Below are 18,846 nucleotides of genomic sequence, written 5' to 3'. Positions count from 1 at the left end.
ATAGAAGCTGTCAAAAAAAATGTTTTTAAACAAAAGTATATTTATAAAATCTTGATTATAAATATCTTTTAAATCTTCGAAATTAGTTTTTTTGACAGCCTCTTTTCGTTTCAAATCGTAGAGATATTCCGTTATTAATCGACTTTAACTCTCCAACCAAAAGGGTCTTCAACTTTGTTATATTGGATATTCAAAATGGCTTCTTTGATTTTTGAAGCGTATAAATCAGCTGGAGGTGTAAACGTATATTTTTTGTCTTTATAACCAAATCCTGAAATTGGACTTATAACGGCTGCCGTTCCACTACCAAAAATCTCTTGAAGAGTTCCATTTTCAGCAGCTTCAATCAACTCTTTGACTCTTACTGGACGTACCTCGGTTTTGATTCCCATTTTTTCAGCAATTGTAAGTACGCTTTTACGAGTAACACCGTCCAAAATACGTTCGCTTGCAGGGCAGGTCATCAATACATTATTGATTCTAAAAAATAGGTTCATCATTCCTGCTTCTTCTAAAAATTCATGTGTAGCATCATCTGTCCATATAACTTGCTGGTAGCCTTCTTCAATCGCTAATTGTGTTGGATAGAACTGACCTGCGTAATTTCCAGCAGCCTTGGCAGCACCAAAACCTCCATTAGCAGCACGGCTATAGTAATCTGCAATTTTCACTTTCACGTCGCCTGAATGATAGGCCTGAACTGGCGAAGTGATAATAATAAACATGTAATCCGTTGCAGGAGAGGCTTTTATTCCTGATGTGGTAGAAATCATAAAGGGGCGGATGTATAGTGAATTTCCAAATCCTTTTTGAATCCACTCGCTATCAATTTTCAACAAAGCTCTCAACCCTTGGTCAAACCAACTTTCAGGAAACTCTGGAATTGCTAACCGAACCGCTGATTTATTCATTCGTTTGTAATTCTCTTGCGGACGAAACAAAAAGATGTCTCCAGCATCATCTTTATAAGCTTTCATTCCTTCAAAAATAGCCTGTCCGTAGTGAAAAACACTTGCTGAAGGTTCTAAAGTTATAGCTGAATATGGCTTAATTTCAGGTTGTTGCCACATTCCATCGGTGTAGTGGCATACGAACATATGATCTGAAAAAATTTTTCCGAATTGTAGATTCGAAAAATCTACTTCATTAATACGACTTTCTTTCGCTTTCTGAATACGTAAATTAAATGCAAGGTTATTCATAATTTTAAATATTTTCTGCGAATGTACTATTTTTTTTCGACATTTGGAAAAAATACAAAGCTCTGTTCAGATAAAAGCAGATTTTGAAATTAATTTTCGTTTTAAAAAGGCATTATGTTTTATGTAATAATAAAAATAAGGAAAGGTCTTACGAGTTTTAAGGTTAGCTAATCATTTTTGCTACAAAAAATACGTAAATTCGATTTATTTGACATTAACTGTATATTCCTTGATAAATATTTATTACTAACAAAAAATGAGGCTGTCCAAAAAGGTCAGCCTCATGAATTTAACAATAATCAATTGGTACAAGATTTTTAAGTACTATTTTTTTACCATATTGTATCGTCCAAACAATTATTTATTTAGGGTTGTTATTTGGATAGTCCACTCTGCTTTATTACCATTGGCAGCCTCCACGATATATTTGTTTGGTTTTGACCAATCACCGGGAGTTCCTAATTTTGGAGAACCTTCGATAGGAGATATGCGAGCAGCGGTTGAAAGATTAACAATAACAACCAAATTATTTAGAGAAACCTTAGCTCTTCCACTATCTGTAAAAACACCACTTGCCTTTGGAACAGTTACTTCAAAAGTAATACTCTTATCGACATTATTTATAGCTGGTTTTCCTTTTATCGATAGACCAACAAATTTAACTACATTTTGCCCACTTGCATTAGAAACTTGTTCACTTACAAAACGATATTCAACACGATTTATACCTGTGATATCATTTTCTTCAAACTCAGGTAAATCTTCCAGTCCTTTTTTTAGACAAGAAGTTGCACTTACTGCTATTATAGCTAATATGATATATATAAATTTTCTCATTTTTGAATAATTTTTAATTACCAACCTGGATTTTGTTCATCTTTGATATTATGTGCAGCTCGTGAATCAAGAATTGATTGAGGAATTGGGTATAAATAGCGTTTTGTTGAAAAAGTTCTCTCCCAAGCTCCGTTGCGTGTGATTTGAGCAATCATAATTTGAGTTCTATCTTTTGTGATCTGTATCTTATGTACAGGCTTGTTCAATGCCTGTATAACATCAGATTCAGTAGCCCCTTCATTGGCGAAATTTCCGTATTTTCCCCAACGTAGATAACTCCAATATAAATCATTTTCATAAGCCATTTCTACACGACGTTCGCGTATATAATCAGCCCAAGCCTCAGACATTGTGTTTGCTGTTGATACGGGTAAACCTCCATGTTTTACTCGTGTAACATTCAGCATTTCTACAGCTTTTGCAACATTATTTTTCAATAAGTATATCTCAGCTAAGTTCATATACACTTCGCCTAAACGGGCTAAAACATAATGAAAATCAGTATTATTACTTACGTACACACGAGGTTCTACCTGTCTAACGGATTTACGCCAATAGTAACCTGAGGCTGTTGTATACCAAGAATCCGATTGCCCTTCACGTACACCTGCCCATAAATTACCACAAATATTCGTTTCTACATTCTCGCCCAACCAAGAGCTTTGATCATATACTATAGTATGATAAAAACGTTTATCACGGTGTTGATACATAATATTACTGATATTTTCAATCGTAGCACCTGATTTTATCTTATCATAACGAACAATAATATTTCCTTTAGCATTGGTACCTAAATCGGCTTTTTCAGGAACCTTATGGCGAACGGTATTCAAACTTCCTTCTGTTAGAGAAGAAATATCTCCACTTTCAACATTGTTAACATATTGTGAAGTTTCGTACCAAGGCTTAGCAGTTTTATCAACTTGGTCTATGACCAAATATTGGTCTACTAAATCCTGTGTAGGAAAGTATTGAGCCCAACACTCAAAAGTTCTTCCTTTTGCATCATTGAAAGGAGTTCCTCCAACTGCATTAACCTCGTTGTTGTTTATATTCGGTACAGTTATTTGCATCTCAGTAATACTTCCCACACTGGTATTTTGACTTAATCTGTAATGACCTAAAATGATTTCTGATGATTTCTCCCCCTCTTTTAAAAATAAGGAACCATAGTTATCTGTTAATTGATATCTTCCTGAATTAATAATGGCTTCAGCTGATTCTTGAGCTATATCCAGATATTTTGCATCTTTGGTATAAGCATAAGCCTGTAATGCTGCTCTACTGCGAAATGCATGTGCAGCATATTTATTAGCTCTTCCTGCTGATGAAACTTCTACCATCCCGTTAGCGGCTATAGTAAGGTCTTCAATGATGTATTGATAACTTTCCGCAGGATTTTTTGTATAAGGTGTTTTGAACTCATCTTGACTATTTTGGGTAAGAACTTTTGTTATAGGTACAAAACGACCTTGCCAAAGAGTTTGATAGAAAAACAGAACCCCTCTCAAGAAGTGTCCTTCTGCTTTTAGCTCAGGCAAACTTGCTCTCTCGATGATTAAATTACATTCACGCAAGTTTGCAAAAAAATCACCCAATCCTTGAGCAGAACCCGTATTATTACTTATTCGTGAATCAATCACACGAGTATCCAGATTTGTTAAATTACTTAAAATACTATTGGGGGTTAGTGATTCATTACGTGCATATCCATTAAAATTGGTAACTGTACCATTATACGCTTTAACAATAAAAGCTTCGGTACCTTCTTTACTTCCCCATACAGCTTGATCATCATAACTTTCAAAGGGCTGGGTATCAAGCTCTCCACAAGAGGACATTGTAATTCCCAAAGCCATTACTAAACTATATTTAATACATTTATTCATAATCTAATTTGTTTAAAATCCAACATTTACACCAAAAGAGAACATACGTTCGTTAGGATATCCGTAAAACTCTGTATTTGTTATTTCAGGGTCCATTCCATATTTAGTAGCTTCGGAAATAGTGAATATATTCTGACCACTAAGTGTTAACTTCATTGCACTTAACCATTTATAGTCTTTCAAAATATATTTTTTCAAATCGTATGAAACAGAGAAATCTTTCAAACGCAAGTATGCTCCGTTTATTAAGAAAAAGTCACTTCCATGAGTATTGTTATTTCCGTTCACTGAATTACTTGAAACTAAGCGTGGAAAACGAGCCGATGTATTATCAGGTCTCCAATAATCTAACTGAAACTCATAGATAGGAGTAGTTCCTGCACTAGGATTTTGCCCTAAAAACACTCCTCCCATATACATATCAAATCGAGTAGCCCCTTGTAATAGCATATTGAATGACAATGCTTTATAACTAATTCCTAGATTAAGCCCATAATTAGCACGAGGGAAATTATTTTTCCCAATACGAATACGATCCGAATTGTCAATTTTACCGTCTCCATTAAAATCCTGATATTTTAGGTCTCCTGCTGTAAGATTATGAGAACCTATGTGTTTAGGACTGGAATATACATCTTGTGCATCTGTAAAAAAGCCTTCAGATTGAAGTCCTATACCATAGTATCCTATTTGTTGGGTAGTTCTCAAGTACGGATTCTTACGATTTTCTAGAGCTTCATCAGGATTGGTAGCGAATAACGACTCAAAGAAAGTTGCATTGGCTGAAACCTGATATTTGAGTTCTCCTAGTGCTCCTTTCCAACCTAATTGTACTTCAAAACCTTCCCTTCTGTGTTCTTTATTTGAAGAAATTCTTGGTAAAGATTTACCTAACGGGGCTGTATATCCCACAATATTTGGATCAGGTGCTGTTAAATATCCTGTAGTTTTGTAAAAGAAATAGTCAAAAGAACCGAACAATCTGTTATTGAATGACTCAAAATCAAAACCAAAATCTAATTGCTTAGTTGTAAACCAAGTAATATCAGGTGAAGGAATGTCCCCTTCTGAAAAACCTTGAATAAATTTACCATCAACAACATAAGCCTGTGGGTCTAAGTTGTAAGAAGATAGGTAAGAGAATCGTCCAACTCCACTATCTAAACCTACTTCTCCATAAGAGACTCTCAATTTTAATAAATCAAAAATGTGCTTTTCTTTAAGAGATTTCATAAAAAACTCATCAGAAACTATCCAACCTGCTGAACCAGAGAAGAAAGTTCCCCAGCGTTTGTCTTTAGGAAATAAATCAGAAGCATCGTGCCGAATACTACCCTCTACAAAATAACGATTGTTGTAGTTGTATTTCAATTGACCTATAAAACCAGCTCTTCCTGATTCCCAGTCACTACCATTTCCATCCATATCTTCTTTAGGGCCAGCACCAAATTGATCAATAGGGAAACTATAGTTGATACGTTTATGAAAAACATTTCTGTTAAAAGTATAAGAAGCTTCATATCCTCCTAACAAGTGTAATGAATGTTCATTCAAGTTACGAGCGTACTCTAAAAAATTTTGTGAGGTATACGAATAATTATACGCCATTGATTGATATAATTGAGGTTTTGATACACTTGCTGGTTTGGTAGAATCCCAATCGTACACATCACCATCTTTTCTCCACTGTCTATCATCTGTATTGAAATAACGATAGTTAAAGTTAGTACGTGCTTTCAACCCTTTTACCCAAGGAAAAGCCCATTCAAGTCCCGCCATTCCATTAATCTGCTTATATTTTTGAGTAGAATATCCCGCTGAGGACGAAGTTTCAGCAACTGGGTTGTCGGTTGTATTAGCATATGGAAGCCCATATTTATTTAAAGCGGGTGTAAGTGGATTATGATTTACTAAAGTGTGGCTAAAAACAGCGTAATAATTAGAAGCTGTGGAAGTATGAGGATGTTCATTTTCTTTAAAATATCCATCAACGGAAGCAAATCCTTTCAATCCTATATCCTCGCTAACGATAAAATTTTGATTTAATCGGAAATTCATCAAATCAAATGTATGTCGTCCACTTCTGTAGTAGGAACCCTTAGTAACATATCCCAATGAAGCTAAAAACTCATTTCCTTCTCTTCCTCCCGATACACTCAAGTTATGACGGTATTGTTGTGCAAAGTCCTTTAATACTAATTTACGCCAATCTACATTCGGATAGTTTAATTGATCACTTCCGTCAAGTATTTTTTGAAGTTTATCATCAGTATAAACAATTGGTTTACCGTCATTTTTATTTGCTATGTTGTGTTGTGTAGCCCAAGCATAAGCATCTAATCGAGATGGAATAAATGAAGGTTGGAAAATAGACAAAGAATGTGCATACTGAATAGTTGTCTGACCTTTTTGACCTCTAAGGGTAGTTATTTGAAGAATACCGTTAGCAGCACGAGCTCCATAGACTGCTGTTGCAGAAGCATCTTTTAAGATCGAAATAGAAGCAATATCTTCGGGAAGAATGTTTACAAAATCGTCATAACTACGAATGACACCGTCAATTACAACCAGAGGCGTACCACCTCCACGTATCGTAATTTGACTACGATTATCAAGACCTGCGCTTCCTTTGACTACCAAACCTGGAGAACGACCCGCAAGTCCTTGCGTGATGTTAGACACAGGGATTTCTTTCAAAGTTTCCGTTTTTACAGAGGAAACAGAAGAAACCATAGCTCTTTTTGTTGAAGTTCCATACCCAACAACTACTACATCTTCTAATTGTTGAGCCTCTTCAGTTAGTAACACGTTGATTATCAGCGAATTACCCCCCCTACAATTTTTTCTTGTGTTACAAAACCTAAGTAACTGAAAACAAGCACATCTCCTTGATTTGCTTTGATTTCGTACTTGCCATCAAAATCAGTAGCTACTCCACGAGTAGTGTTTTTGATCAACACACTTACGCCTGGTAGTGGCACTTTACTCTCGTCAGTAACCGTTCCTTTTACTGACACCGTCTGTGCAGAAAGTGTTAAACACCAACTGAACACAAACGTGAACAATGTTAAAATTTTAAATTTCATAAGCTGTTTGATTAATTATTAAATTGAGGTGTAAAGGTACACCTTTTTTTTCTTTTTTCACAAAAAAAGTTCTATTTTTTTGTGAATATATTCTTAAATAAAAGAGCTTCATTTGATTATACTTCGAAAAAATACAACAGTAATATTCAAATACTAAGTATATAACCTCCTATAAATTATAGCACCTGGTCATTTAACTTATGTTTAAGAACACGAGGCTGTCCGAAAAGTCAAGTTTTAGTAATTTTACAAAACTTAACACCTTGAAAATAAACATTTTATTTTTAATGTTTTGCCCAAAACAAACCTTTTCGACAGCCTTGTGACATGCTTATTTAATTACAGCAATGATATTTCTTTTCTTGGTTATATTCTCTGTAAAATAAAAAAACAATCCAATCTGAATAGTTTATCTCATAATTATAAGATATAAATTATTGATATTATGAGTTTTACATTTCAAACAGAAGACCTATAATCTTTACTTTATTTTTTGTTAACAATTCACAAGTTGATGTAATTATCAATTAAACCGTATTTATTTTGCCTTCTTCATGTTAGGAAAGAAATTCTGTTAGAAAAAAATCCGTTATATTTTATAGTACGTAAAAATAAAAAATGTATTTTTGCAAATTGAAGCTATTCGTATAAAATAGCAAATGACTAAAAGACAAATACTAATCGGACAAGGTTATTTTCTAACAATATCTATTCAAAACCTTGTTTTTCAATATAATAAATAACAAAGAATGAGTTGCAATAGTTGCACAACAAAAAATAAAAAAGGTGGTGGATGCAGTGGAGGATGTAGTTCTGGAGGTTGCAATAGCGGAAAATTAGCTGTCTTTGATTGGCTATCAAATGTGCGCTTACCAGGGGGACAAGATTTTTTTGACTGCGTAGAAGTCCGCTTTAAGAATAGCCGTAAGGAATACTTTAAAAATACAGAGAAATTATCGTTACAAATAGGTGATGTAGTTGCTACGGAAGCCAGTTCAGGACATGACGTAGGAGTGGTTACCCTCACAGGTGAATTGGTTCGTTTGCAAATGAAAAAGCGAAAAATCGATTGGAATGGAGAAGGAATTCCTAAAGTCTACCGAAAAGCAAATCAGCGAGATATTGATATTTGGCAAGAATCTCGGGATAAAGAGATTGAAGTGCAAAAACGCTCGCGGGAATTAGCAATTGCTTTAGGATTGGAAATGAAAATTTCAGATGTAGAATTCCAAGGAGATGGTTCTAAGGCTACGTTTTATTATACAGCTGAAGGTCGAGTCGATTTCCGTCAATTGATTAAGGATATGGCACGAGCCTTTTCGGTACGCATTGAAATGCGACAAATAGGTTTCCGTCAGGAAGCGGCTCGATTAGGAGGGATCGGTTCATGTGGGCGTGAACTGTGTTGCTCAACATGGCTCACTGATTTTAGAACTGTAACCACTTCAGCGGCTCGTTATCAGCAACTTTCACTGAATCCACAGAAATTAGCAGGACAGTGTGGAAAGTTGAAATGCTGTCTCAATTTTGAGCTGGATTCCTACGTGGATGCTCTGCAGGATTTCCCTCGTACAGAAACTAAATTACATACGGAAAAAGGGAAAGCAAGTTGTCAAAAAATAGACATTTTCAAACGTTTGATGTGGTATTCTTATGACGAAGACCCTATAAATTGGCATAAATTGTCGGTAGAAAGTGTCAAAGAAATTATTGCCAAGAATGGTGCAGGTGACAAAGATGTCGTATTAGAAGATTATGCCATCACAGCCGAAGCAGATGGAATAGGTTCTGGAATTGGAATGACAATGATCAAGGAAAATACCGAGGATAGTCTTACTCGATTCGACAAACCCAAACGCAAGAAAAAGAAAAATGACAAGCGTTCCAAGAATAACAAGGCAGGGAACCAAAATGGTAATGAAACAGGAAAAACAGAAAGTAAAGTAGAGATTCCTGAAAAACAGGTAGATGCAAATGTTCAACATAAAAATGAGCAGCGAAAACCAAATCAACAGGTAAAAATTAAAAAGACACAGCCCCAATCTCAAAAACACAATATTCCTATTGAAAACGAGAAGGACAAACAGAAGAATAATATCGCAAATCAGAAAAACTCAAAAAATCCAAAGCATTTGAAGGAAAAAAATCCAAATGCAAAACGAAAATCGAACCATTTTAATAAGAATAGCACCGATAATAATAAATAATGAGATTTTTAACCCTATTTTTGGCCGTCCTGATGTGGAGTAGCTGTCAGTCAAACATCGAATATAGCGAATATGTTTCACTTTCAGATGGAGAAGGTTGGCAAAAGGCATCGCCTGTGTCGTTTCAATTTCAACACTCCGATTCTATTGCTAAAAAAAACATATTCATTATGCTGAGAAATAATGAAAAGTATGAGTTTAGTAATTTATTTCTTATTACTCACATGGAATTGCCTGACAGAAGGCTCATTATAGACACTTTGGAATACGAAATGGCAACCCCAGAAGGGAAATGGTTAGGTTATGGATATTCATCTGTAAAGGAAAATAAGTTGTGGTATAAAGAAAACTTTGTGTTTTCAGCCAATGGAACATATACTATAAAGGTAGAACAAGCCATGCGAAAAATAGGAGAAACAGACGGTTTGGAACAGCTCAATGGTATTACCGAAGTCGGATTGCAAATAGAAAATATTCAGGAAAGATAATCTACTGTTAGATAAATTTTGATATTAGCTTAAAAGGAATGAAAAAAGTTTATTTGATGTTCGAATTTATTATTTAAAAATATAATTATCAAGATATTACAAAAATACATAATGAAAAAGAATACAACGAAAGAAGGAAGTAAAAACAAGTTAGTTAAACTGTTTTGGTTGGTATTTTTCGGAAGCATTGGGTTTGTGTGTCTACTTTTTGCTTTTGGCTCATGGGGTTTTTTAGGAGAGATGCCTGATTTCAAACGATTGGAAAATCCAGAAACAAACTTGGCAACAGAGATTGTTACCGCTGACGGAAAAACATTAGGAAAATTCTATTTGGATGACAATCGAACTCCTGTAAGATATAAGGATTTGCCAAAACATTTGGTTGATGCTCTGATAGCTACGGAAGACGAGCGTTTTTATGACCATTCAGGAATTGATGTGCGAGGAACTCTTCGTGCCTTTGCTTATCTCGGAAGTAAAGGAGGAGCGTCAACAATCACGCAACAACTTGCAAAACAGTTATTTCACGGTACGAAGGCTCGTGGTTTGGAGCGATATACCCAAAAAATCAAAGAGTGGATAATTTCTACTCGCTTGGAAACACAATATACCAAGGAAGAGATTCTCACAATGTATTTTAATATATATGACTTTGGATATCAAGCAGATGGAATACGTTCGGCAGCACGTATTTTCTTTGATAAAGAACCTATGGAACTGAGCTTAGAGGAGAGTGCTGTATTGGTAGGAATGTTCAAAAATTCATCGCTCTACAATCCTGTACGAAATCCTGTAGGGGTTACTAACCGACGTAATGTAGTCTTGGCACAAATGGCAAAAAATAATTATATCACTCAGAAAGAAAAAGATTCATTGCAAAAATTGCCTTTGGAATTACGCTTTACTCCAGAAAGTCATAACGAAGGAATAGCAACTTACTTTCGTGAGTATTTACGCTCATTTATGAAAACATGGATAGACCAAAATCCCAAACCTGATGGAACGAAACATAATCTTTATTTGGACGGTTTGAAAGTTTACACCACCATTGATTCAAAAATGCAGACCTATGCTGAATTGGCGGTAGAAGAGCACATGCAACGACTGCAAAAAGTATTCGATGCTGAAAACAATCCAAAGAAAAACAAAACCTTTCCGTTTGTAGAAGTATCAAAAGATGAATTTAATTCCTTGATTAATAGAGCTATGAAACAATCGGAGCGTTGGAGAAAGATGAAATCTTTGGGCTATTCCGAAAAAGAAATAGAGCAATCGTTCAAAGAAAAAACCGAAATGCGTGTTTTCTCATGGCAAGGTGAACGAGATACGATTATGACACCTTTAGATTCGATTTTGTATTATAAAGCTTTTTTGCGAACGGGAATGATGTCAATGGAGCCTCAAACTGGGCATATCAAAGCATGGGTAGGAGGAATCAATTATAAACATTTTCAATACGACCAAGTGATTCAAGGTGCTCGACAAACAGGATCTACTTTCAAGCCCTTTGTGTACGCAACCGCCATTGACCAGTTACACTATTCACCTTGTCATGAACTTCCTGATATTCAGACATGTATTGAAGCAGGGAAATATCAAAACTTGACTGCTTGGTGCCCACGAAACTCTAACGGAAAATTTTCAGGTGACATGATGACTTTGAAGTATGCCTTAGCAAACTCAATTAACTCCATTACGGTGAACTTGATGGATAAAGTTGGGCCAGTTCCTGTGATTAATTTGGCTCGTGAATTGGGAATTTCAGCAGAAATTCCTGAGATGCCGTCCATCGCATTAGGGACAGCAGATATTACGGTTTATGAAATGGTTGGAGCTTATGGAACTTTTGCAAATGAAGGAGTATATGTGAAACCCACATTGGTAACGCGTATTGAGGATAAAAACGGAACCGTACTTTTTGAAAATACGCCTCAAACACGCGATGTGGTGAGTGCCGAAGTAGCCAGAGCTGTTGTTAACCTTATGGAAGGAGTTACACAGTATGGTTCAGGTGCCAGATTGAGAACCAAAGGAGCGGATTCTTATAACAGTATGTATAAAAACGTAATTACGGGCTATCCGTATGCTTTTACCAATCCAATAGCAGGGAAAACAGGAACTACGCAAAACAACAGTGATGGTTGGTTTATGGGCATGGTGCCAAATTTGGTCACGGGTGTTTGGGTTGGAGGTGAAGACCGAGCCGTCCACTTCAAAGGAATTACCTATGGGCAAGGAGCAACTATGGCGTTGCCTATTTGGGGAAATTACATGAAAAAATGCTATGCTGACAAAGATTTGAATGTGTCTAAATCACCGTTCCCTGCACCACAAAATATTGAAATTCCAATGGATTGTAAAAAAGTGGAAGCTTTGGAAAATGATAAAGACGACTTCGGAGACATCGATTTTTAGTGTATTTTTAGTAGCCTTAAATTACTATGAAAATTCAGCGAAAAATTATATCTTTGTGGACATCTAAACATACTATTTAAGGTGATGAAAAAATGTTATTTTCTTCTGTGGTTATTTCTTATACTTTCGATGAAAGCTCAAGAAAATCAAGGTATTACTCACTCCAAACAGCTTACAGGACAAGTTCCTTTTCCGAAAGAAACTTTTATAGAATTGCCAAATCCTGTGAAAGCCAACCCTCAGGAGTGGAAAAACTTCAAGGGAACAACTGCAGGTTGGGGTTCTACGGATGTCCGCTATAAAAAAGAAACTCCAGCTAAGGACTTAAAATTGGCTCAAACTTTAACCGCTTGGAAAGGAGAGCGTATTTCCGGACAAATTGTAGTAGTTAATGCCAACAAAGATGCTGAAATTTCAGTTGACATCAGTGATTTTAGGCATACGAAACTTAAAAATAACCTTAAAAAAGAACATATTTCAGCTGATTTTATTCGTTATGTGATGACGGACGAACTCAATAAGGATGGCAAAGGAGGCTGTGGTTATCGTACCGCAATTAACTTTGATTCTACTCTTGTAGCAGATGCAATTGATCACTACGCTAAAAAATTGGTCATCCCTGCACAAACCTCTCGAGGAATTTGGGTAAAAGTACAAGTGCCTCAAAATGTAGTCTCAGGAAGCTACAAAGGATTTATTTCGGTGAAAAACAAAGGAAAAGTATTCCAAAAACTTTCGTTGGAAATAAAAGTATTAGACCGAGTTTTACCTGCCTCAAAAGACTGGCACTTTCATTTAGATTTGTGGCAAAATCCGTATGCAGTATCTCGTTATCACAATCTAAGACCATGGAGTAAGGAGCATTTCGATAAATTGCGAATAGAGATGCAACCCTATGTGGAAGCGGGAGGGAAATCAATCACAGCATCAATCATGCATAAGCCATGGGGAGGACAAACTTACGACGCTTTCGGTTCCATGGTTACGTGGTTTAAAAAGCTAGATGGCTCTTGGCATTTTGATTTTGCGGTGTTCGACAAATGGGTCGAATTTATGCACGAAATGGGAATAACCAAACAAATCAATTGCTATTCGATGGTTCCTTGGAAGTTGTCTTTTCAGTATTTTGATCAAGCTACTAACCAAGTGCAAAAAATTGAAACACAACCAGGAAAACCTGAATACAACGAGGTTTGGGGAGCTATGCTCACCGCCTTTGCGAAACACTTAAAAGGTAAGGGATGGTTTGAAAAAACGTATATTTCTATGGATGAGCGTCCTATGAAAGTGATGTTAGAAACCCTGAAAGTTATTAAACAAGCTGATCCTAATTTTAAAGTATCTTTTGCTGGTGATTGGCATGAGGAAATTGAAGCCGATTTGGATGACTATTGTGTAGCTCTATGGAAAAAATTCTCCGACGATGTAAAAAACAAGCGTAGAGAGCAAGGTAAAATTTCTACTTATTATACATGTTGTACTGAACCTTACCCAAACACTTTTACGTTCAGTGAACCTGCTGAAAGTGAGTGGTTAGGTTGGTTTGTAGCCAAAGAAAACTTAGATGGATACCTACGCTGGGCATTGAATAGTTGGACAATTGAACCCCTTCTTGATAGTCGTTTTGTAAGTTGGGCGGCAGGCGACACCTATTTAACTTATCCCTTAGGTCGAAGTTCTATCCGTATGGAACGAATGATTGAAGGTATCCAAAATTATGAAAAAGTTCGTATTCTCCGTGAAGAATTTAAGAAATCGGGAAACATTCAGGCGTTGGAAAAAATAGAAGAAGTCTTACAGACCTTTGATGAATATGGTATCCCGAAAATCCCTGCTAAAGAAACAGTCAGCAAAGCAAAATATATTATAAATTCATTGTAAATTCTTGTTTATCTGTTTTTTAGGAGCTGTAATATACTCAAATTAGATACGATTGTGGAGCAAATCCATCGAATTTTATAATGTAAAAATATCGTATACTTAAAATTTAAGGCATAAAAAACTAAGATACAAATCTTTACATCTGATTTTAATATCAATTTAAGGCTTGAAACGGAGATATATTACCAACAAATTTAAAGTCTTAACCATACTAGTAATCATTTTACAAATTATTTTGTAACAAAATGAAATATTCTGATACTAACAGGAAAGATTTGTTAGTAAATATATTTTTTAACACGTATTCTTAAATATTCATAGAAATTTTTACTTTTATCATATATGAAAAACAAATTATTTGTAACAGCAATGATGCTTTCAGGAAGTTTTGCTATGGCACAACAAGTTGCCTTTGAAGAATATGACCTGCCCAATGGATTGCACGTCATTTTACATCAGGATAATTCAGCACCTGTGGTGGCTGTGGGGGTGATGTATCACGTAGGAGCGAAAGATGAGGATCGTTCTCGTACAGGGTTCGCCCATTTTTTTGAACACCTTTTGTTTGAAGGAACAGAGAATATTGAGCGAGGAAAATGGTTCGATATCGTTTCCTCACACGGTGGAAAAAACAATGCTTTCACCACACAGGATAAAACCTATTACTATGAAATATTCCCTTCAAACAATTTAGAATTAGGACTTTGGATGGAATCAGAGCGTTTATTACATCCCGTAATAAATGAAATAGGGGTGAGTACGCAAAATTCGGTGGTTAAGGAAGAGAAGAAACAACGTTTGGATAATGCTCCTTACGGAAAAATCATGTATAGAACGGGAATCAATCCGCATTTATTTAAAAAACATCCGTATGGAGAGTCTGTTATCGGGCAAATTGAGCATTTAGATGCTGCAAAATTGGAAGAATTTATCGCCTTCAAAAAGAAATTTTACAATCCAAACAATGCTGTTTTGGTGGTTGCGGGAGATTTTGAGAAAACTCAAACTAAAAAATGGATTCATGATTATTTTGCTTCTATTCCAAATACAGGTGATAAAATAGTACGCACAAAAATTGAGGAAGAGCCTATTAATCAAACAATTAAAGTAACAGACTATGATCCTAATATTCAGTTGCCAATAAAAATATACGCTTATCGGACGCCAGGTATGAATGAAAAAGATGCGTATGTTTTAGACCTTATTTCTTCTATTTTGACAGGAGGAAAGAGTTCTCGTCTCTACAAGAAGATGGTAGATGAGAATAAAAGCGCTTTGCAAGTATTAGCTTTTTCCGATTCACAAGAGGATTACGGTACCTACATTATGGGGGCTTTGCCAATGGCTGGAATTTCTCTTGAAACCGTTGGAAAAGAAATGGATGAAGAAATTGAAAAATTACAAAATGGTCTTATCTCGCAACGTGAGTTTGAAAAACTACAAAATCAAATTGAAAATCGTTTTGTGAGCACCAATTCTAACATGGAAGGAATTGCGTTGTCATTGGCGAATTTTTACACTTTCTACAAAGATACAAATCTGATTAATAAGCAAATAGATATTTATCGTTCTATCACTCGTGAGGATATTCAACGTGTGGCTAAAAAATATCTAAGTGCTAATCAGCGTTTAGATCTTGACTATTTACCAGAAAATGCAAAACAATAATTGAAAAAAGAGTACGTATGAAATCGAATATAAAATTTGTTATAACGTTAATATTTGCATCAATAATAACAATGGCAACAGCTCAAATTGACAGATCCAAAATACCCACTTCGGGAAAAACTCCTGTCATTAATTTAGGGACTCCATATACTTACAAACTATCAAATGGAATGACCCTTTTGGTGGTTGAAAACAATAAATTACCGCGTGTCAGTATAAGTCTGAGTATTGACCAACCGCCTGTGCTTGAGGGGAACAAAATGGGAATAGCAGACCTTACTTCATCTTTGTTGGGTAATGGAACCACTTCTATTTCGAAAGATGCTTTCAATGAAGAAGTAGACTTTTTGGCAGCAAATATTTCATTATCAGCAGGTGGAGGATATGCATCTTCGTTGTCAAAATATTTTCCACGTGTGTTAGAGTTAATGGCTGATGCAGCTCTGAATCCAAACTTCACGCAAGAAGAATTTGAAAAAGAAAAGGCGAAATTACTCCAAGGAATTAAGTTTGGCGAAAATAGTGCTGAATCTATCGTAGGACGTGTACAAGGAGCGTTAGTTTATGGTAAAAATCACCCTTATGGGGAGTTTTCTACCGAAGAAAGTATCAACAGCATTACCTTAGATGATGTAAAAGCCTTCTACAAAGAACACTTTGTTCCTACAAATGCCTACATTGTGGTTTCAGGAAATATCAAGGTCAAAGAAGCTAAGAACTTGATTACAAAATATTTCAAAAAATGGAAACCAGGAAAATCTACTCCAAAACCTATTACTACTCCTTCGGATGTGGAATTTACCCAAATCAATTTTGTAGATCTGCCAAATGCAGTGCAATCTGAAATACGCTTTAACAATTTAGTAGATTTGAAAATATCTGACAAGGATTATTTTCCTGTATTGATTGCTAATTACATTTTAGGAGGAGGGTTCGGAAGCTATATCAATATGAATTTGCGTGAGAAAAACGGATTTACTTATGGAGCCAGTACTTCTGTAGGTGCCAATAAATGGACAAGAGGAGATTTTGAAGGTGCTACTAAAGTAGGAAACGATGTATTGGACAAAGCTATTGTTGAAATATTAAAAGAAATACAACGCATTCGTAATGAAGAAGTTGCAGATGATCTTATTGCACAAGCGAAAGCTAGCTATTTAGGTAGCTTCATCATGGCAACAGAAAACCCACAAACTATAGCTCGATACGCGATTAACATCAAAACGCAAAACCTACCTGCTGATTTCTACAAAAATTATGTAGCAAATATTAATGCCGTTACCAAAGAAGATATTAAACGAGTAGCTAATAAATATTTCAAAAACAACAATTTACGTTTCACAGTAGTAAGTAAAGGAAGTGAAGTTGCAGACAAATTAGAAGCTATTACTTTCAACGGGAAGTCAATTCCTGTGTACTACTTCGATAAGTTAGGTAATCCAACAGCTAAAGCTGTATATACTAAGGAGATTCCAGCAGGTGTGACGGCTAAAACGGTATTGGAAAATTATCTAAAATCTGTAGGGAAGACACAAAGCGTTAAAACCATTGCTATCCAAGCGAAAGGTGAGATGCAGGGAATTGCTCTTGATTTTGAAATCAAACGTAGTGGTACTGATAAATTTTTACAACTTATCACAGGAATGGGTATGACCTTGTCAAAGCAAATCGTTAATGGTAAAACAGTTTCGGTCGAGGCTCAAGGACAAAAAATACCGGTTTCAGATGACGAAGTGGTAATAGCTCAAATGGAATCAGGTGTTTTCCCAGAAGTTAATATGCTGAAAAATAACAATATAAAATTAGTTGCTATTGAATCATTTAATGGAGCTGATGCCTATGTTATCGCTTTGACAGATAAAAAGAATTTGTACTATGATGTAGTTTCAGGACTTAAAGTAGGAGAGAAAACCACAGTTGAAATGGGAGGTCAAAAAATTGAAAATATCGTTATTTATGATGATTATCGTGAAGTGAAAGGAGTAAAAGTTCCATATGCAATTTCGGTTTCATCTGCAGGAATGACTTTTGAATTCAAGACTTCTGGCGTAAAGATAAATGAAGGCGTTTCTGATGCTGATTTTAAATAATCGCTGTTAACATATAAGTTAAACGAAAGGAAAATAATACCTTTAGAGCTATACCCCATAGAAACATAGAATTATTATGTTTTTATGGGGTTTAGAACTTAATTTGGGAGTTCTTTTAGGAGTAGATTACGTGTTTTCTCAGAATATTCACATCATTTCATACACCATTAAAAGCCCTAAAAGACTAATGCCTATCCATAGTAAAACGGAAAAAATCAGAGGTTTTACACCTACATTTCGTAGGGTTTCATAAGAGAGTGTACTGCCTATAAGAAATAGCGTAAGATGCAATCCTGCTTTTGCTGTGAGGGTAATGGTATTTGTAATCACCTCGGGAATAGGAAGGTAAGTATTTACCAATATGGCTAACACAAAACCACCTATAAACCAAGGAATTTTTATTCGGTTACTTTTGCCCTTGAATAGCCACATCGTCAGTAAACTCAGCGGAATAATCCAAAGGGCTCGGGCTAATTTTACCGTTGTAGCGATTTTTAGGGCTTCTTCGCCATAATTATTAGCGGCACCCACCACCGAACTCGTATCGTGAATCCCTATGGCACACCATAACCCGAATTGTTCCTGACTCAGTCCAAGCAAATGCCCCACAGGAGGATAAATGAAAAGAGCAATGGAATTGAGCGTAAAAATAACCGCTAAAGCCACCGAAATTTGCTTGCCATTGGCTTTAATAATGGGCGAAATAGCTGCAATGGCACTACCCCCACAAATGGCCGTCCCCACACCGATGAGGTAGCTGAGTATCTTATCGAGTTTTAATATTTTACTCAACAATCCGCCTAGTATCAGTACAAAACCAATACTCATAATGGTAATCAAAAATCCGTTTTGCCCTGCTTTGAGTGCTTCATTGAGTTGCAATCCAAAACCTAATCCTATGATGGAAAACTTTAACAATCGATGAATAACCGGATTGATTTTAGGCAGTGGAAATGGTGTTTTCAGTGTAAAAGCAAAAGCAATTCCTAATGCCAAAGCAATGGGCGAAGACACCCAAGGAGATAATGAAAATACCGCAAGCATCAAGAAAAGGAATTTTCGCAGGGTGTTATTTTTCAT

The 18,846-nt window shown here is 35.8% G+C and carries 12 protein-coding genes; 6 read left to right on the top strand and 6 right to left on the bottom strand.

Annotated elements, in window-relative coordinates; translation table 11 throughout:
* Window positions 1-134 precede the first annotated feature (134 nt).
* From CGC49_RS09920 to CGC49_RS11305, 5 genes are all read right to left on the bottom strand, one after another.
* The gene (locus CGC49_RS09920) at window positions 135-1,202 is read right to left on the bottom strand and encodes a branched-chain amino acid aminotransferase (protein WP_095912535.1); all 1,068 of its coding nucleotides are present in this window, start codon (window positions 1,200-1,202) and stop codon (window positions 135-137) included.
* 357 nt (window positions 1,203-1,559) lie between these two features.
* The gene (locus CGC49_RS09915) at window positions 1,560-2,039 is read right to left on the bottom strand and encodes a hypothetical protein (RefSeq protein WP_095912749.1); all 480 of its coding nucleotides are present in this window, start codon (window positions 2,037-2,039) and stop codon (window positions 1,560-1,562) included.
* 17 nt (window positions 2,040-2,056) lie between these two features.
* Window positions 2,057-3,931 carry a RagB/SusD family nutrient uptake outer membrane protein gene (locus tag CGC49_RS09910; RefSeq protein WP_095912534.1) on the bottom strand — a complete coding sequence of 625 codons (1,875 nt, stop codon included), beginning with the start codon at window positions 3,929-3,931 and terminating at the stop codon, window positions 2,057-2,059.
* Between the two features lie 12 nt (window positions 3,932-3,943).
* The gene (locus tag CGC49_RS09905) at window positions 3,944-6,739 is read right to left on the bottom strand and encodes a SusC/RagA family TonB-linked outer membrane protein (protein ID WP_232745181.1); all 2,796 of its coding nucleotides are present in this window, start codon (window positions 6,737-6,739) and stop codon (window positions 3,944-3,946) included.
* An 8-nt stretch (window positions 6,740-6,747) separates the two neighbouring features.
* Window positions 6,748-7,017: a carboxypeptidase-like regulatory domain-containing protein gene (locus CGC49_RS11305; protein ID WP_232745180.1), complete on the bottom strand. Its 270-nt coding sequence runs from the start codon at window positions 7,015-7,017 to the stop codon at window positions 6,748-6,750.
* A gap of 749 nt (window positions 7,018-7,766) precedes the next feature.
* On the opposite strand from CGC49_RS11305, the gene CGC49_RS09900 reads away from it, so the two are divergent.
* The 6 genes from CGC49_RS09900 (at window position 7,767) to CGC49_RS09875 (ending at window position 17,766) form a co-directional block, all read left to right on the top strand.
* The gene (locus tag CGC49_RS09900; RefSeq protein WP_095912533.1) at window positions 7,767-9,224 is read left to right on the top strand and encodes a regulatory iron-sulfur-containing complex subunit RicT; all 1,458 of its coding nucleotides are present in this window, start codon (window positions 7,767-7,769) and stop codon (window positions 9,222-9,224) included.
* Window positions 9,224-9,712 carry a gliding motility lipoprotein GldH gene (locus tag CGC49_RS09895; RefSeq protein ID WP_042009516.1) on the top strand — a complete coding sequence of 163 codons (489 nt, stop codon included), beginning with the start codon at window positions 9,224-9,226 and terminating at the stop codon, window positions 9,710-9,712. Before CGC49_RS09900 ends, CGC49_RS09895 begins: the two co-directional genes overlap by 1 nt.
* A 111-nt stretch (window positions 9,713-9,823) precedes the next feature.
* Window positions 9,824-12,127 carry a penicillin-binding protein 1A gene (locus tag CGC49_RS09890; RefSeq protein ID WP_095912532.1) on the top strand — a complete coding sequence of 768 codons (2,304 nt, stop codon included), beginning with the start codon at window positions 9,824-9,826 and terminating at the stop codon, window positions 12,125-12,127.
* A gap of 84 nt (window positions 12,128-12,211) precedes the next feature.
* Complete coding sequence (locus CGC49_RS09885) at window positions 12,212-14,008, top strand: DUF4091 domain-containing protein (RefSeq protein WP_095912531.1); 1,797 nt, start codon at window positions 12,212-12,214, stop codon at window positions 14,006-14,008.
* Window positions 14,009-14,401: 393 nt separating this feature from the next.
* Window positions 14,402-15,676: a pitrilysin family protein gene (locus tag CGC49_RS09880; protein ID WP_042009540.1), complete on the top strand. Its 1,275-nt coding sequence runs from the start codon at window positions 14,402-14,404 to the stop codon at window positions 15,674-15,676.
* 71 nt (window positions 15,677-15,747) lie between these two features.
* Window positions 15,748-17,766, top strand: a complete 2,019-nt coding sequence (locus CGC49_RS09875) for a pitrilysin family protein (RefSeq protein WP_095912530.1) — start codon at window positions 15,748-15,750, stop codon at window positions 17,764-17,766.
* A 147-nt stretch (window positions 17,767-17,913) separates the two neighbouring features.
* On the opposite strand, the gene CGC49_RS09870 is transcribed toward CGC49_RS09875, so the two are convergent.
* A complete protein-coding gene (locus CGC49_RS09870; RefSeq protein ID WP_095894254.1) occupies window positions 17,914-18,846 on the bottom strand; it encodes a YeiH family protein in 933 nt (310 codons plus the stop codon).

The sequence above is a fragment of the Capnocytophaga sp. H4358 genome (assembly GCF_002302515.1).
In the GTDB taxonomy this organism is placed as follows: domain Bacteria; phylum Bacteroidota; class Bacteroidia; order Flavobacteriales; family Flavobacteriaceae; genus Capnocytophaga; species Capnocytophaga canis.
Note: the sequence above shows the minus strand (reverse complement) of the source record. Positions and strands in the feature narration are given on the sequence as shown.

What these genes read in the sequence shown, in the direction of transcription:
- CGC49_RS09870 (WP_095894254.1), bottom strand. Translation starts at nt 18,846, where the DNA reads ATGAAAAATAACACCCTGCGAAAATTCCTTTTCTTGATGCTTGCGGTA.
- CGC49_RS09920 (WP_095912535.1), bottom strand. Translation starts at nt 1,202, where the DNA reads ATGAATAACCTTGCATTTAATTTACGTATTCAGAAAGCGAAAGAAAGT.
- CGC49_RS09895 (WP_042009516.1), top strand. Translation starts at nt 9,224, where the DNA reads ATGAGATTTTTAACCCTATTTTTGGCCGTCCTGATGTGGAGTAGCTGT.
- CGC49_RS11305 (WP_232745180.1), bottom strand. Translation starts at nt 7,017, where the DNA reads ATGAAATTTAAAATTTTAACATTGTTCACGTTTGTGTTCAGTTGGTGT.
- CGC49_RS09875 (WP_095912530.1), top strand. Translation starts at nt 15,748, where the DNA reads ATGGCAACAGCTCAAATTGACAGATCCAAAATACCCACTTCGGGAAAA.
- CGC49_RS09915 (WP_095912749.1), bottom strand. Translation starts at nt 2,039, where the DNA reads ATGAGAAAATTTATATATATCATATTAGCTATAATAGCAGTAAGTGCA.
- CGC49_RS09890 (WP_095912532.1), top strand. Translation starts at nt 9,824, where the DNA reads ATGAAAAAGAATACAACGAAAGAAGGAAGTAAAAACAAGTTAGTTAAA.
- CGC49_RS09900 (WP_095912533.1), top strand. Translation starts at nt 7,767, where the DNA reads ATGAGTTGCAATAGTTGCACAACAAAAAATAAAAAAGGTGGTGGATGC.
- CGC49_RS09885 (WP_095912531.1), top strand. Translation starts at nt 12,212, where the DNA reads ATGAAAAAATGTTATTTTCTTCTGTGGTTATTTCTTATACTTTCGATG.
- CGC49_RS09910 (WP_095912534.1), bottom strand. Translation starts at nt 3,931, where the DNA reads ATGAATAAATGTATTAAATATAGTTTAGTAATGGCTTTGGGAATTACA.
- CGC49_RS09880 (WP_042009540.1), top strand. Translation starts at nt 14,402, where the DNA reads ATGGCACAACAAGTTGCCTTTGAAGAATATGACCTGCCCAATGGATTG.